Origin of the sequence: Parabacteroides sp. CAG:2 (assembly GCF_000436315.1) — a bacterium.
GTDB lineage: Bacteria > Bacteroidota > Bacteroidia > Bacteroidales > Tannerellaceae > Parabacteroides > Parabacteroides distasonis.
Map to the genome: position 1 here is coordinate 18,850 of NZ_FR885327.1, position 17,627 is coordinate 36,476.

Consider the following 17,627-nt stretch of genomic DNA (forward strand, 5'->3'; position numbering starts at 1 on the left):
TGACAATAATCAATTCTCCTTTTTCAACTGTTTCGCGATGCTCTCGGCATCCATACCACATAATTGATACAGTTCCGGTATAGAACCATGCTCGATAAACGCATCCGGCACTCCGATACGCTTTACATGAGGCGTATAGCCATTGTCTGCCATAAACTCAAGGACAGCGCTACCAAAACCTCCTTTTATCACTCCATTCTCTACCGTAATAATACGGTTATATTTCTGCCCGATCTCATGCAACAGCTCCTCATCCAACGGTTTCAAGTAGATCATATCGTAATGGGCTATCGATACCCCCTCTTCTTTCACCATCTCGATGGCTTTGATCACCTCGTTTCCGATCGGTCCGATAGAAAGTACGGCGATATCATCCCCGTCACACAACTTTTTCCCTTTTCCTATAGGCAATACTTGCATCTCGTTACGCCAATCTTTCATCTCCCCCTTACCTCTAGGGTAACGAATTACGAACGGGCCATCAAAAGCGGCATAGCCTGTATACATCAAATTCCGTAAATCCAACTCATTCAATGGGGAAGCGATTACCAAATTCGGTATCGGACGAAGATATGCTAAATCAAACACGCCATGATGTGTAGCTCCATCCTCTCCCACTAATCCCGCACGATCCAGACAGATCACCATATGTAGTTTTTGCAAAGCTACATCATGGATAACCATATCATACGCACGCTGCATAAACGAGGAATACACGTTGCAGAAAGGTATCATTCCCTCCTTAGCTAATCCAGCAGAGAAAGTTACGGAATGTCCTTCCGCAATTCCCACGTCAAACGCACGATCCGGGAAGGCTTTCATCATATAAGTCATCGAGCAACCGGAAGGCATAGCCGGAGTTACGCCTACAATACGTTCATCATTCTCCGCAAGCTCTACCAATGTATGACCGAATACGTCTTGATATAATTGAGGCTCATCTAATTTACGAACGATAATACGCTGGCCGGTTTCCTTATTGAACTTTCCGGGAGCATGCCATTCCGTAGCGGACTCTTCCGCAGGTTTAAAGCCTTTTCCTTTTTTCGTTTTGATGTGCAACAGCTTAGGGCCTTGCATATCTTTTATATCATTCAATACCTTCACCAGATAATTTACATCATGCCCATCCACCGGACCAAAGTAACGGATGCTGAAGCCTTCAAATAAATTATGTTGCTGGGTAAGCAATGCTTTAAGGCTATTGTTAAAACGTAAGATGTTTTCCCTGCGATCGTTATTGATGAGCTTGATCTTCTTTAAGCCTCGATACACATCGTATCTCATTTTATTATAGGCTTGACTCGTCGTTATATCCACTAAATACTGGCTAAGACCACCTACGCTATGATCTATCGCCATATCGTTATCATTCAGGATAATCAACAAATTATTAGGGTTGGCAGACGCATTATTCAACCCCTCGAAGGCGAGTCCTCCGGTCATAGCGCCATCCCCGATCACGGCGATCACATGGCGATCCAGTTCCTTCTTCAAGGCCGAGGCTACCGACATACCCATCGCCGCAGAGATTGAATTTGAGGCGTGTCCGGCGATAAAAGCGTCATACTCACTTTCCGCAGGATTAGGGAAGCCACTAATTCCTTTAAACTTACGGAGCGTATGGAAAATATCTTTCCTTCCTGTAAGTATTTTATGTCCGTAAGCTTGATGCCCGACATCCCAGACAATACGGTCATAGGGGGTATTGAATACATAATGAAGGGCGACTGTCAGCTCTACCGTACCAAGGCTTGCACCTAGGTGGCCGGGATTCTCAGACAAAACATCGATAATATATTGACGCAAATCGGCACATACCTGCTCCAACTTATCCTGTGACAAATGTCTCAAGTCTTCCGGAAAATGAATGCTATCCAATAGGTGTTCAACTTTGCTTTCAGCCATGTCTGCTAATTTTTCTGGCAAAAATACAGAATAAACGGCATATATAATAGTATTGTCCTGTCATTTCTTAGACAAGGGGGAAATCCATATTGATTTTAACAGCTAAATCCTATAAAATTTCATAGTTATGTTTTTTTCAAAACATAGTTATGAGTTGTGAATTTCATAACTATGAATTTTTCAAGTTATAATATAGTCATGAAATAACACCATTTGGAAATAAAAATAGCCCAACCACACCAAATTTGATCTCTTAAAAAGCACAATAAGTCTAATATTTCCAAACTATTACCTATACACCTAATAATCAACATACAATAAAATCGTATCTATCCAAACTCCGATTAGTATCCATAGTATTTTGAATTTCTATTAATACTAATCGCTATTTCTATGGATAGTAAAGCAGGCTACAATGAAGCCTATTTTCAAGAAATATACAATAAACAGAATGGCTCCCGGCTGATTAATGATACGTTTAGTGGTAAAACATGTACATAGATACGTTTTCAAGTAAAGACTCGTATATGGTACAGTTGTCCAAATAAAAAAGAGCTGTGCTTCCTATTTTACCGAGAAGCTTAACAGCTCTTTCTTCTTACAAAACCTCTTAATTTTTTATTCCAAGGTAAAGCTACCGGTCAAGTGTCCCAATCGATGTAACAACACAACCTGATACTGGCCATTTGCTTCTCCCGCTAAAGAGAAAGAATAAGTTCCACCTGCCTCTGAAGAAACAACATCTTCATAGACTTTCACTCCTTTATCATTCATGACACATACGGTCAAGTTTGATAAATCATCTTCAAAGCTCAAGGAAAGGATGTCTCCTTCGATTGATGCAACTGGAGGACGGTTTGTGTTAACGGAACGATAATAATCCTCCTCATTCCATTGTCCTTCTGTAGGGATAGTATCCGCAAAAGAAAACTGAACTAAAAACAACATAACTGCTAAAACAGCAAATTTAAATGCATTTCTCATAACAAATGTGTATTAATTGTGAAACAAACATAGCATGATTAGTTAAAAAGCAAGGCATTACTAATTGCACAAATTATGCACAATCCTATTAAAAGTCACGTATAAACTTATCAAACTTCTCAGAAGAACCTTTCTCTGAGTGAATTTTATCATATAATCGTTTCCTTATCATTGAAACATTAGTTGGAGTTGTCACAATCAACATAGCAATAGTAACAGGAGGAACATTTGCTTTAATTAAACAGCTAACCCGCAATTCTGTCATCGTTAATCTAGGAGCGACACCCATTAAACGATGAGTAAAATTGTCATATGTATTATCTATAGCCTTAAACAACTCATCCCAATCCTCTTCTTTAGGCCTCCATTCTTCTTTAAGGTGGAATCTATAATAAATATCCGACATACAAAATTCCTCAATCAGAAGCTGCTTTTCCGTTTTAACGCATTTTAAAGTCTGATTTTCAGCTTCTAATTTTAATTTTTGCAAAGCCATAAGTTCTTTATCTTTTTCAGTATAGGCCATGGAAGACTCTTCCAGTTGCTTTTCCAAGCACTGGATCATCTTTTCATTATGCTCAAGACGTATTTGATCTTCGTCTCTCTTCTTCTTTAGAGCAAATAGTCTTTCTCGTTGCTCACACAGTTTCATCTTTTTTCTTTTCAGAGAAAAATATACACATATTGCCCCCATTACAACACAAATCAGACAAATTCCACCAAACAAACACATATATAAATATCTTATCTTCATTTTATCAAGCAAAATCTTCGCTTTCAAAAATTTTGATTCAGCTTGATGATAATCATATAAACTCTCCATTTTACGAATTGACTCAGTCTGCTTAATCAAATTAATAGAATCTCTCAATTCTTCATATTGTATCTGATTGATAGCATAATACTTCCAATGCTTTTTTTCTAATTCTAATTGCGCCAAATAGTAAAAAGCACCCGCACGTGTTTTAAGAATAGGGCTATTTGTACAAAGTCGTAAATAAAAATAGGCAGAATCTATCTGATTTGTTTTATGGAAAAGTTTTCCTAAAGTAAGATATGTAGGATCCAACAAAATTCTTTTTGAGGGAGAACTCAAAACTTTCTGTATATATTTATAACTTTTTAAATATTCTCCTTTATCTATATACAAACTGGCTAATTCTCCATACACCAAAGGCTTATTACGATTATTACAAACAAGAAGAGCTTGTTCATAATATGCTATTGCACTATCATTCTTTTCTAAAGCAGTAAAAGTTCTCCCTATATCTCTCAAAACATACGATATACCAACAGAATCTTGCATTAAAGCAAAGCGATCTAAAGCCTTCCTTTGGTAAGGAAGAGCCTTTTCATACACATTTTGATATGTATATAACATTCCTATGCTATTATATATTCGTCCTAGTAGCGCATGATCTTCTACCTTACTCTCATCCTGTAACGCTTTCAAATAATAATCCTGCGCATGAAGAGCATCACCTAGGTCTTGGTTTATTCTCCCTCTATAATACCAAGCTTTTGCTTTTCTTTCCCAATCTTCCGTTTTATCAAAAAATTCAACTGCTATTGTAATTAACGAATCTGAAGTAGGTTTGATATAAGTCTTATTTTGAGCTTCTGTCAAAAGTAGGTAGTACATAGCACGATCCTTTTCTGAAAGATCATTTACATCTTGTATTGTTGATAGCAATGTTAAAACGCTATCGGGATGTTGGGACATTATCTTTTCCGCATGTTCATATAGACCTGAGTGATGGCTACATGACATTAGTCCAGTAATAAAGAACAGAAAAAAGACGTATAGATTGTTTTTCATACTCTGTAACATTTTTATTTTCCACAAATGTAAGTAAAATCTCTAATCCTAAAAGTCTTGATTTTTACTGAATTAGACACATACAAGGATTTACGGGTATTTGTATTCCTCCATCTGTTTTGAAAATCAAAACGGATCAAACACCCCGCAAATAAGAAGTAAGTTTAAACTCTTTTACCTTTTAAATACACACAGAAGCACTAGAATACGCAGGATTACTCTAGTATTAGGGCAACAAAGACAACACAAGAGAGTGAACCTTGCCATTGCTGGCAACTACCTGTTCACCCGAAGCCCAGTTCTCTCCTCCATTGAAATCTGATATTTTTCCTCCGGCCTGCAATAAAATCAAGGCACCAGCAGCTACGTCCCAAGGGCCTAAAAAGGCCTCTATACGGGCATCAAAACGTCCTGCTGCCACATAACACAGTTCAGCGGCGGCAGATCCCATCAAACGGGTACCTCCCGCAAAACCATACAACCTATCAACCAAATGAGCGGCTACCGGACGATAAGCATCAGAGTTATAAGGGAAACCCAACGCAATGAAAGCGTTATCCAGTACTGAGACATCCGATACATGTATCTCATTCCCATCCAAGTAAGCCTTACCACCTTTCACTGCATAAAAACACTCGTCCCTACACACCTCATAGACTACTCCTAACAATAACTCCTTCCGATTTCTTAAAGCGATACTCACGCAATAAGGCGCGATATCATGAATATAGTTTGAAGTACCGTCCAATGGATCAATTACCCAACAATATTCCTCATCGGTCAAACTTCCAGAGCCTTCCTCCGCGATAAAACCAGCCTCGGGTAGCAAAGTAGACAAAGCCTCTATGATCTGTCGTTCCGATTCTTTATCCACATAAGATACATAGTTATGAGCACTTTTTTCCTCTACTAAGTTCCGGTCAAACTTTCGGCGTTCTTCTTTTAAGAATGTCGCAGAAGCACGAGCTATTTCTCGAACCTCCTTACACAAATAGGCTAAATCTAATTCCATACCGTTCATTTTATTTTGGCAAATGTAATGATTTCCATTTATAGTAATCTCATTTTAGCGACAAATGAGACCACATAGAAACGTAAAAATAATACCTATTACGAATTTGCCCTAAAACTCTGCCTTTAAGAAATATTATATTATCTTTGTGTTATGTTCAGCTAAAAAGATTGAGCTATGAAAACAATACATTATCTTTCAATCATCATCTTATCATTCAGCAGTCAAATACTTTTGGCACAGAATGATACTTTAGTCGGTGTATTGCGTGACATCAGCGATAAAATAATCAAACGCTATCCGGTCACGCTAGGCAGTCAGAATCCGATCACCGTGAAAACGAACAAACATGGCGTATTCACCATCCCGGGGGCTAACCTGAATGATACCTTGTTCGTCACTATTAAGAAAACAAGAAATGTAGTCAAAGTCCCAGTCAACGGATACAATTATATAACCATTACTTTAGAGAATAGCACATTCAACGCAAAGCGTAGTTTTGAACCGGATGAGGCCCTGAAAGAAATTATGGAAAGGGAACGAAACAAAATAGTAAGCTCAAGCGTTATGAATAAAGAAGAGATACAGAAAACCGGATGCCGGGATCTCTATTGCCTACTACGAAGGATGAGTGGCATAACATTCGCCGATGGTTCCGTACGCATCCGTGCGAGTGTTTCCCTAAACAGTCCTAGTGACCCGCTAGTAGTGGTAGACGGTATACCGATGGACCTATCTGTTCTAAACACGATTCCCGTCGAAGATGTCTCGGAATTAAAAGTATTGAAAGACGCCGGTGAATACGGGGTAAGAGGCGCAAACGGAGCGATCGTCATAAAAACAGGCAAATAAACAAATAAGAAAAAGAGAAACGTATCAACATGAGAGTATGGATTAAACGGATAGGAGTGATATGCCTAATACCGATCGCATTGGTATTGTTACTCTCTATATTACTATATATACCTCCTTTCCAAAACTTCGCGGTACGGAAAGCGACCGAATACGCAGGAAAAGTGACTGGTATGCAAATCGGGATCGAGCAGATTAGGCTATCTTTCCCGTTAGACCTTACGGTTAAGGGTGTCGAGGTCGTAAATCCTCCCGCCGATACCTTGTTGAGTTTACAGAGCTTGACGGTACGGGTTCGTGCCCTTCCTCTTTTGCGGAAGCAAGTATTGGTAGAGGCGATCGACCTCCGGAACGTAAAGGTTAACACCGGGACTATGATTGAAGGTATGGAAATCAAAGGATTCTTGGGAAAGCTTTACCTGCACGCCGATCGTATAGACCTGTCCGAGGAGAAAGCTACATTTAATACCATAGATTTATTCGATACCGCCATTACCCTTCTATTAAATGATTCAACCTCGAAAGAAGACACGACTTCCACACCTCTGAACTGGGTACTCAAGCTGGATAAAATCAGTTTGGACCGGGTAGCCTTCGCCCTACAAATGCCCTCGGATTCCTTACGCCTTACGGCTTTCGTTAATAAAGCCGGGCTAAATAACGGCCTCGTAGATATTGGAGCGGAACAATATAAGGCGAGAAACTTTGACATAACGAATTCTACATTCGCTTATGACGGGAATTACGCGACACCCGAGCAAGGACTCGATTTCTCCCATATTAGTTTAACGAACCTGAACACTTCTATCGATTCCATCTTATATCAAGGAAAAGAAATAAACGCCCACATCAAGGAATTCTTCGTGGAAGAACGTTCCGGCCTCAAGGTTTCGGCATTGGCAGGAAATGTCCGGAGTGACCATGAACAGATAGACGTACCGGACCTACTTCTCCAGACACCAAATTCCGAAGTGAGATTGACAGCGACTATCCCTTGGAGCTCCCTCGAGGACCACCCACAAGGTAGCATGAAAGCCCTGTTAAACGCCTCGTTGGGGAAAGAAGATTTATTGATAGCGGCAGGTTCCCTACCGGAGGATTTCAAGAAAGCCTATCCGGACAAGCCTCTCGCTATTACGGCTGGCGTAGAAGGCAACCTCTCCAGTATACGTATCACACAAGGCGATATCATGCTGCCGGGAGCGTTTCAGATGAACGTCACGGGTAGCATGGAGTCCGTGACGGATAGCATCCGGCGAACCGGTGAGATTCAGTTAAAGGCTCGATCCGGTAATCTGGACTTTTTGCTGGCGATGCTTCCCGCCTCCCAACGGGATCAATTTGCCATTCCGGCAGGAATTCAGTTGAAGGGGGAAGCTACAGTCGCAAATCAAGAATACCGCACCGAGCTTGTTCTTACCCAAGATAAAGGCAAAGTAGGTCTGACCGCCCGCTATAATCCGGTGCAACTGGCTTATGAGGCTAATTTACGGATAGACAGTCTGGAACCTACCCATTTCATGCCCAAAGACTCTCTATTTTGGCTGACCGCCTCTGTTAAAGCAGAAGGCCGGGGCACAGACCCTTTCTCTGAACGTACATGGGCCAAACTGGACGGTAAGATATCGGATATACGCTACGGCGCCTCATCGGTATCAGACGTATCCATCGATGGCTCTCTGGAAAAGAACTTACTGAAAGTGGATCTGCTTAGCAAATACCCGTTGGCGAAAATGGATGTCTCCTTAAACGCGACCCTCCACAAGCACGAGGTGAAGGCGATGTTGATAGCGGATGTGGAGAACATGGATTTACAGGGTATGCACTTAATGGCAAATCCCTTCGCCACCTCTTTCCAGCTCTTCGCAGAGGTAGAAAGTAATCTGGATGAAGATAACACGATCGACGTTACGTTAGGAAACTGGGAGGTCGTCACCCCAAAACAAAGTTTCAAGCCGAAAACGCTGACCTTGCATGCCCGGACGGATATCGATACCACCCGTGTGTCTTTCCACGCCGGGGATTTAGGGATCATCCTCACGGGTAATGATTGCATACACCACATCACGGATAAGTTGACTAAGGTATCGAACGATATCACCCTCCAATTGGAACGGGACTCGACTGTCAATCTGGAGATCCTTCGCCCGCTCCTCCCCGATATGTACCTTGAGGTACGGGCAGGACAGGACAATCCGATCTACAACTATCTCCAAACCTATTACGTAGATTTCAAGAGCATCGCCATGAACGCCTATACCTCACCGGAAACGGGTATACGCATGGATGCCTCCATTTACGATCTGGCACGGGATACGATGCAGATCGATACCATCCGGGCAGAGATGCACCAAGATTCGCTCGGATTACTCTATAGCGCCCAAGTGATCAAGAATAAATACAGGCAGCAACAACCTTTCAGCGCCGGGCTGGACGGGCAAATACGTTATGGCTTCGGCGACGCCCGCCTTTATTTCAAGGACGGGAAAGGCGAGACCGGCTTGTTGCTCGGAATCCGGGCCGATAAGATACAGAACGGGGTCAAGTTCCATCTCTTCCCCGATGACCCGATCATAGCGTTCCGCCCTTTCAAGCTGAACCCGGATAATTACGTCGTGGTACGCAGCATGAAGGATATCGAGGCGAACCTGCGACTCAGCGGAGATAATAACGCCGCCTTGTGGATACACTCCCAAGCGGAAAGTGACGAGATGGAGGAAGTCCACGCCGAGTTGAACCAGATCGACCTTGGGATTATCTCCAACGCATTCAGCTATATCCCGCCGATGAAAGGTATATTGAACGCCGATTTCCAGTACGCTCCTTCCGACTCGGCCTTCATGGTCGTGGCGGATATGAACATTGATGATCTGTATTATGAGAACGAGCGGGTCGGCGAACTCATGTTCAACGCAGTCTATCTACCTTTAGAGCAGGGGAACCATCAAGTGGATATGCACCTTTTCCGGGACCGGAAAGAGGTGAGTGCCATTACCGCCTTATACCAGATGGGCGAGACCGACCATATCAGCGGTACTGTCGAGTTCATGCACTTCCCCTTGGATATCGCCAACCCGTTCATTCCGGATGATATGGCGAAAATGGGCGGAGACCTCGATGGTACGCTCGCTATCAGCGGACAAAGCGATAAACCCATGGCCGAGGGATATCTGATTCTCGATACCGCCTCCGTTTATGTAGGCGCCGCAGGTTCTACCTTCCGTTTCGACGATAAAAAGATAGAAATAAAGAACAACCGGATCTTGTTCAACCAATATGGTATTTACGCATACAACAAGAATCCGTTTATCATCAACGGAGAAGTGGATTTCAACAATTTATCCCGCATGACCGCCAATCTTAAACTAACGGCGAATAACTTGCAACTGCTGAACGTTAAGAAAAACGAAGAAAGCCTTGTCTACGGAAAGCTGTTCGTCAACCTGAATTCTACCGTACGCGGGCCGTTGGATGCCTTGACCATGCGAGGCGACTTGCAATTATTGGGCGGGACGAATATCACCTACGTGCTGAAAGACTCCCCGCTGACCGTGCAAGACCGTATGTCGGACATGGTAACCTTCACCTCTTTCACGGATACCTTACGCCGGCGCATGCCTCGTAAACCCCCGTTGCCGATGGGAGGCATGGACATGCTGATGACGATCCACATCGATCCCGCCGTACAAGCGAACGTGGATTTAAGTCCCGACCAGTCCAACCATATCAATCTGGAGGGTGGCGGCGATCTTTCCTTCCAGTATACCCCGCAAGGCGATATGTTCTTGAACGGACGCTACACGCTATCCGGGGGAACCATCAAGTACTCCATCCCGGTGATCCCATTGAAGGAGTTCAACGTACAAGAGGGTAGCTACGTGCAATGGACGGGCAACCCCATGGACCCGACCTTGAACCTTACGGCTACCGAGCGAGTCCGTACGTCCGTCACCCTAACCGGGCAATCATCGCCCCGCTTGGTGAATTTCGACGTAGGCATCGAACTGACCCAACAACTGGAGAACCTAGGGTTGCAATTTACCCTCACCGCCCCGGAAGACATGGCGATGCAGGAGGAACTGACCTCGAAAGGCCCGGAGGAACGGGCGAAGCTGGCTGTCAGCATGCTCGTGACCGGTATGTACCTCGGCGGTGGCGGTGGTGGCGGCAAAGTGAACATGAATATGGGAGACGCCTTGACCAGCTTCTTGCAAAGCGAGATCAACAACATCGCCGGAAGTGCCTTGAAATCCGTGGATATCAGCTTCGGCATGGAGACGTACGACGATAATGGCGACGCCGGAGGTGGTACCCGTACCGACTACTCCTTCCGCTTCGCCAAGCGATTCTATAATGACCGTATCCGTGTGGTTCTAGGCGGCCGTATCTCTACCGGCGAGAACATTAACAATGGACAGGCGCAGCCGTTCATCGATAACGTATCCGTAGAATATCGGTTAGACAGCAGTGGCTCCCGTTACGTCAAACTTTTCCACGACAAGAACTACGAGAGCCTGCTGGAAGGCGAGATCACGGAGACCGGGGCCGGTATCGTACTCCGCAAGAAAATGATGCATCTCAGGGAGCTATTCAACTTCAAGAAAACGAAAGTGAAACCAGTGAAAGAGGAAACAGAAAAGGAATGAATATGAAAAACGTTTTAATATATTTTAGGAAGGATGCCCTCCTAGAGCAGGGAAACATGCCTTCCCAGAGCAGGGAAACATGCCTTCCCAAAGCAGGGAAGGATACTTCCCTAGGGCGAGGGGGGGTGTCTACCCAAAGAGCGATCCTATCGTCGCTGGCGCTACTCGGGCTGCTGGCCTTCTTATTCACCTCTTGCTCCACCACGAAGAACCTTCCCGAGGGAGCGGTCCTATATACCGGTATCAAGAAAATAGAGGTGAAGAACGAGGATAAGACCAAACCCGGCGAAGCCGCCTTGGAAGAGGTCGAGGCCGCCCTAGCCTATCCCCCCAACAACGCCTTGCTGGGAAGCTCCTCGATCCGGGTGCCCTTCCCCTTCGGCCTGTGGGTCTACAACGCTTTCGTGAACAAGAAAGGGAAGGTCGGCAAGTGGATCTTCAACAAGCTGGCGTCGAAACCGGTGCTGATCACCACCGTGAACCCGGAAGTCCGTGTCAAGGTAGCCCGGAACCTATTGAACGAATACGGTTATTTCAATGGAGAGACCTCTTTCGAGGTCGTACCCGATCCCAAGAATCCCCGGAAGGCGAAGCTGGAATATAGCGTCACCATGAACGATCCGTATACGCTAGACAGCATCCAATACGTCCATATCCGTCACCGTGCCGACTCATTGATCGATGCCACGATCGGCGATCGTATCCTCCACAAAGGAGAGAATTTCAATGTTGTCCAGTTGCAAGCCGAGCGGGAACGCATCTCGTCCTTGCTCCGTAACAACGGCTATTACTATTTCCGTCCCGATTTCATCACCTATCAAGCGGATACCTTGTTGAACCCCGGGAAAGTGGCCTTACGGGTGGCCCCGAAGGAAAGCCTGCCCCCCTCGGCCCTCCGCCCTTGGAAGCTCGGGGATATATCCGTCTGGCTAAACGGTTACCAGAATGAGACTCCCACGGACTCGATCCGCTATAAGGACCTTACGATCCATTATGAGGGCAAGCTAAGGGTTCGCCCCTCGGTCATTTACAACCGTTTATATTTCAAGCCGGGGGAACTTTACAACCAGCGGGCGCAGGAACGGACGCAAACCGCCCTGTCCCGCTTGGGTATCTTCCGTTATGCCGAGTTGCAATATTCCCCCCGTGATACCATGCGCCGTCAAGATACGCTGGATCTGCGGATCAATACGGTCTACGATCTTCCATTGGACGGCGAGCTCGAGTTGAACGTTACCGCCAAGAGCAACGACCAAGTGGGTCCGGGCGCCATTTTCAGCGTGACCAAACGGAATGTCTTCGGAGGGGGCGAGACCTTCGGCGTGAAACTCCGCGGCTCTTACGAATGGCAGACCGGCAACAAGCTGGATGGTAGCAACTCCAAGATCAACAGTTATGAGTTAGGCTTGACTACCACGCTGACTTTCCCACGGGTATTGTTCCCTACATTCAGCAAACGGGACATGAATTTCCCGGCCAGCACCACCTTCCGCCTCTATGCGGACCAGATGAACCGGGCCCGTTTCTTCAAGTTGCTGGCATTCGGTGGTGACGCCTCGTATGAGTTCCAGCCTACTGCCACGTCTCATCATTCCATCACCCCTTTCAAGCTGACGTTCAACTTGCTCCAGCATACCACGCACGAGTTCGACAGCATTACCAACGTGAATAAGGCTCTAAAAAAGAGTTTGCAAAATCAATTCATCCCGGCCATGAACTATACCTATACCTATGATGATTCCCCGATTACCAGTCGCCGGAACCATCTTTGGTGGCAGGCATCCGTTACCCAAGCGGGCCTTGTCTTGGATGGGATTTATGCGTTAGCCGGGAAGAAATTCAATAAAGAGGATAAGGAATTACTCGGCAACCCCTTCGCCCAATTCATCAAGGGAACCGCCGAGATACGTTATAATTACGCCCTCGGGCATAAGCAATATCTCGTAGGCCGATTAATGGCCGGCGCTATTTATAGCTACGGCAACGCCCGTACCTCCCCTTATAACGAGCAATTCTACATCGGCGGAGCGAATAGCATCCGTGCTTTTACGATCCGCAGCATCGGTCCCGGACGCTACTATCAAAACAGCGATAACAATAAATACGCTTACATCGACCGTACGGGTGATCTTAAATTCGAGGCCAACCTCGAATACCGCTTCCCGATCCTTGGCGACCTGCATGGGGCCACTTTCCTCGACAGCGGTAACATCTGGCTGATCCGGAACGATCCGGATCGTCCCGGCGGACAACTGAAATGGGGTAGCTTCCTCAAGGATCTAGCCTTGGGAACCGGCTTCGGCCTGCGTTACGACCTCACCTTTATCGTCATCCGTTTCGACGTGGGTATCGGTCTGCATCTCCCTTACGATACCGGAAAGAAAGGCTATTACAATATCCCGAAATTCAAGGACGGCATGGGTTACCACTTCGCTATCGGATACCCCTTCTAGCTGTTCCATTCCTAGGATTCTGTGGTCTTATCCAAGGTATTTCATTTTCAATAGGTCAACCCTAATTGGAAATGAGATACTTTTGCGCTCTCATTTTAATAACAAACAGATTAATTAACGAACAGAATCATGAAGAAGATTTTTTACTTAATGTTGGTAGCCCTTACTGTGGGTATGTTCACCGCTTGCGACGACGATGATGAGAATACCCCTCAAATCAACAACCCGGAACCCAAGGAACAATGGGGCAAGACGCTTCGAGGCGACAATCAAACCCTACTGGCCTTTCCTGATATCTATGCCGATTATTGGGAATACACCTATTCTTACAAAGATAATCCAAACATCGGCCTTCGTTTGACTGGAAAGTTCCCGAAGTCACGCTTCTTCAATTTCACGGTTTATAACGACGAGACCCAAATAGACGTATCCAGCATTGAAGACGTAAATATCCAACCCGATGACAGCTCCATCAACCCCTATGTAAAGGAAACAGACGACTACGGAGCAAATGGCTATACGATTTACATCATTCCCGCTAACACCCCCGCCAGCGCACGTGCCTCGATGAAGAACATATGCGAGTTTCCGGAAGATGTCAATATGGTCTCCATTTTCATGCGTCTTTACTTGGCGAAACAATATAGCAGCGATGAGTATGGCGGCGTGGACATGCCTGCTATCCAAGCTTTCAATGTGACTACAGGTGAGGAAGTGGATTTCCCGAAGCGTGAGGTCTGCAACATCCACGAATCGTTGAACTTGCCGCCGATGGATTTCTCCACCGACCTGCCGCAACTCCCGTTCATGCGTGCCCCGCTGAGCCTAATGTACCCGAACAGCCCGGCAGAATACCTATTCGCCCGCATCAAACTGAACGAAGGGGAGGTAGCAACTTTCCGTTTCATCCCTCCTACGGCTCCTAAAAGCGTAAGCGAATACGCCACCGCCGATGTACGATACTGGTCCATATGCCTTGGGTCAGCCGAGACCTACTCGTATGCCTCTATTTACGACAAAGAAATGCCTAAAGTGGACAAGGAAGGTTTCGTAACCTTTATCATAGCGGACGCCAACTCCGCCAAACTGCCCGATCTCCAAGCGAAGGCGGAAGCCAACGACGGTACATATATACTGACTTGGAACCGTAAGGAGCAAGGAGATGGAATCCTTGCCTTATACCGCAACATGGTGATCAACGAGAATTATCCACATTCCATGCGCAAGCTGATGGAGTCCGTTCCTCTAGCGGCCGCCGGCGGCGATATGAGCGGTTTCAACCCGATGAAGATGATCGCCATGCTCGCTATGGGCAACTGGGGCCCTCAAGGCTATAAATTCAGCGAAGATGATTTCTTGAGCGATAGCTTCAATTACGCCAATATCCGAAAAATGAAATAAACCGATAGACATATCGTATTTTCAAGTCCCCTCGTATCCGGTCTGAACCGGGACAAGGGGACTTCATTTTCACACTCTTATCATAAACCATGGAATTTAGATTCCTTATAGACGGGCGGTAATATAATCAATGATCTGCAGACAAAGGCTCGTAGTCTGCTCGTTCACATCCAATTCCGGATTCAGCTCTACCAGATCCATCGATTTAATCAAGTTTGTCGATAGCATATGATCCACGAAGTTATTGAACTCATCCGGCATCAGTCCCTCACACACACGGGTTCCCGTGCCCGGGGCGAAACGGGGGTCTATGCTATCCACGTCTATGCTGAAATGCACGTTGCGGATCTTCCGTTCCTTCAATTTCCGCTTGATGTCCTCCGCTACGAAGCCGATGCCTTTCAGATGGATCGTCTCCATCGTATAGACACTCAGCTTCTCCCGCTCGATCAAATCCCACTCGCCTTCATCCAGACTGCGGGTCCCGACCAAGAATACGTTCTGCGGGTTCACCTTGTTCCCGGGTGCGTAGACATTCACCAGCTCCTCGCTTCCCATCCCCATCAATGCGCTAAGAGGCATCCCGTGGATATTACCACTGGGAGAAGTCTCGCTGGTATTGATATCCCCATGAGCGTCCAGCCAGATAATGCCGAAATCATCATAACATTTACCCACGCCCGAGGCGCTACCTAAACCCAGCGAATGATCCCCACCGATTACCAAGGGGAAAGCGCCGCCTCTCAAGGTATCATAAACCAACTCCGCCAAGTTGTTATTCACCTCTACGATGGCATCCAAGTATTTCATGCTGTTTCCCCGGGCGAATTTATCTGCCTCGCTAACCGGAGGCACATATAAGTTACCCAGATCGAAAGCACGATGCCCGTTTCCCCGTATCAACTTCATCAATCCCCGTTCCCGGAGGTGATTCGGGGCACGCTCTACGCCCTCCCGATCACATCCCAAGTTCAAGGGAACGCCTATTACATTTATTTTCATACCTTAGAATTTAGCGAATGTATCTCGTATGATACCAATAGCTTCCATCATTTGCTCCTCAGTAATCACCAAAGGAGGCGTGAAGCGGATGATATGATCGTGGGTAGGCTTAGCTATCAAGCCATTTTCCTTCAACGCCAGACAGATATCCCAAGCCGTCTTCCCATTCTTGGGTTCCGTCACGACAGCGTTCAGCAAGCCTTTACCCCGTACTTTCTTAATCATCGGATTATCGATCTTCTCAATCTCGCTACGGAACAATTCACCCATCTTGAAAGCGTTCTCCGAGAGACGCTCGTCGCGTACCACCTCCAAGGCGGCGATAGCTACCTTCGCCGCCAATGGATTGCCCCCGTAGGTAGAACCGTGCTCTCCCGGAGCGATCGTTAGCATGATCTCATCATCCGCCAATACCGCCGAGACCGGACTGACCCCACCCGACAAGGCCTTTCCCAAGATCAAGATATCCGGGCGAATCCCCTCGTAATCGCAAGCCAATAGCTTACCGGTACGACCGATACCTGTCTGTATCTCATCCGCGATAAACAACACATTATGCTGATGGCAAAGATCATAGCAAGTCCGCAGATAACCATCGTCGGGCACCACGACCCCGGCCTCACCTTGGATCGGTTCCACCAAGAAGCCTACTACATCGGGATCTTTCAAGGCCTCGGCCAACGCATCTACATGATTATAGGGTATCTTTATAAACCCGGGCGTATAAGGACCGAAATCGGCGTAGGAACTAGGGTCGGTACTCATAGAGATAATCGTGATCGTACGTCCGTGGAAATTCTCGCTACAAACTACGATCTTCGCACGCTCCGGGGCGACCCCTTTCCGACGGTATCCCCACCGGCGGCAAAGCTTCAAGGCCGTCTCCACCGCCTCGGCCCCCGTATTCATCGGCAAGAGCTTGTCATATCCGAAGAACTTACAGGTAAATTCCATGTACTCACCCAGTATATCCGCATGAAAGGCACGGGATACGAGCGTAAGCTTCTCCGCCTGCTCCATCAGGGCCTTCACGATCTTAGGATGACAATGTCCTTGGCTCAAGGCAGAATAGCCGGACAAGAAATCAAAATAACGTTTTCCTTCCACGTCCCACACGAACACGCCTTCGCCTCTTCTGAGAACGACCGGCAGGGGATGATAGTTGTGGGCACCATACTTCTCCTCTCTGGTAATGTAATCTTCCGGTTTCATACTATAATTGAGTTTAAATGACTGTCATATTGTAAGCGTTTACATCGGGATAGCTCAAAGATAAGCATTTGCGGCTAACCAATTGATTACGGGTAGGTATGTTAAGAAACATATCCACAAAAAAGAAGGGATGCCCCGCTCTCCCCAAGGAGAAACAAGGGCATCCCTCGCACATTAGACAAACAACATTTAGTTCCGTATCCGTACCTTATAGGTCTGGTCGGCTATCCGGACAAGATAGACTCCCGCGGGAAGGGCGTATCTCGTCTCGCCGGGAACGACCGCGAACCGGGCACGACTGGCACCCGACAGGCCGACAACCCATGCCTCAGCCGAAC

At 46.2% G+C, this 17,627-nt stretch carries 10 protein-coding genes; 4 read left to right on the forward strand and 6 right to left on the reverse strand.

Features of this window, described 5'->3' with window-relative positions:
• Positions 1-9 precede the first annotated feature (9 nt).
• The 4 genes from dxs to QVP94_RS16115 form a co-directional block, all read right to left on the reverse strand.
• Positions 10-1,908 carry a 1-deoxy-D-xylulose-5-phosphate synthase gene (dxs, locus tag QVP94_RS16100; RefSeq protein WP_009276429.1) on the reverse strand — a complete coding sequence of 633 codons (1,899 nt, stop codon included), beginning with the start codon at positions 1,906-1,908 and terminating at the stop codon, positions 10-12.
• A gap of 618 nt (positions 1,909-2,526) precedes the next feature.
• Positions 2,527-2,892 carry a DUF3244 domain-containing protein gene (locus QVP94_RS16105; RefSeq protein WP_008780642.1) on the reverse strand — a complete coding sequence of 122 codons (366 nt, stop codon included), beginning with the start codon at positions 2,890-2,892 and terminating at the stop codon, positions 2,527-2,529.
• Positions 2,893-2,980: 88 nt separating this feature from the next.
• Positions 2,981-4,711 carry a tetratricopeptide repeat protein gene (locus QVP94_RS16110; protein ID WP_008780641.1) on the reverse strand — a complete coding sequence of 577 codons (1,731 nt, stop codon included), beginning with the start codon at positions 4,709-4,711 and terminating at the stop codon, positions 2,981-2,983.
• A 226-nt stretch (positions 4,712-4,937) separates the two neighbouring features.
• Entirely contained in the window at positions 4,938-5,723 is a 786-nt protein-coding gene (locus QVP94_RS16115) for an inositol monophosphatase family protein (protein WP_008780640.1), read from the reverse strand.
• 177 nt (positions 5,724-5,900) lie between these two features.
• Between QVP94_RS16115 and QVP94_RS16120 the strand changes: the two genes are divergently transcribed.
• The 4 genes from QVP94_RS16120 (at position 5,901) to QVP94_RS16135 (ending at position 15,075) form a co-directional block, all read left to right on the forward strand.
• Positions 5,901-6,575, forward strand: a complete 675-nt coding sequence (locus QVP94_RS16120) for a TonB-dependent receptor (protein WP_008780639.1) — start codon at positions 5,901-5,903, stop codon at positions 6,573-6,575.
• Between the two features lie 29 nt (positions 6,576-6,604).
• Positions 6,605-11,221, forward strand: coding sequence for a translocation/assembly module TamB domain-containing protein (locus tag QVP94_RS16125; protein ID WP_022192982.1), 4,617 nt, complete (start codon positions 6,605-6,607; stop codon positions 11,219-11,221).
• Positions 11,222-11,223: 2 nt separating this feature from the next.
• Positions 11,224-13,674 carry a translocation and assembly module lipoprotein TamL gene (tamL, locus tag QVP94_RS16130; RefSeq protein ID WP_288213302.1) on the forward strand — a complete coding sequence of 817 codons (2,451 nt, stop codon included), beginning with the start codon at positions 11,224-11,226 and terminating at the stop codon, positions 13,672-13,674.
• A 129-nt stretch (positions 13,675-13,803) separates the two neighbouring features.
• A complete protein-coding gene (locus QVP94_RS16135) occupies positions 13,804-15,075 on the forward strand; it encodes a hypothetical protein (protein WP_022192984.1) in 1,272 nt (423 codons plus the stop codon).
• Positions 15,076-15,180: 105 nt separating this feature from the next.
• Here the strand turns inward: QVP94_RS16135 and rocF are convergent, their stop codons facing one another.
• Together rocF and rocD are read right to left on the reverse strand one after the other, a co-directional pair.
• On the reverse strand, positions 15,181-16,077 hold the full coding sequence (gene rocF / locus QVP94_RS16140) for an arginase (RefSeq protein WP_022192985.1): 897 nt from the start codon (positions 16,075-16,077) through the stop codon (positions 15,181-15,183).
• A 3-nt stretch (positions 16,078-16,080) separates the two neighbouring features.
• Positions 16,081-17,289: an ornithine--oxo-acid transaminase gene (gene rocD / locus QVP94_RS16145; protein WP_022192986.1), complete on the reverse strand. Its 1,209-nt coding sequence runs from the start codon at positions 17,287-17,289 to the stop codon at positions 16,081-16,083.
• Between the last annotated feature and the right edge of the window lie 338 nt (positions 17,290-17,627).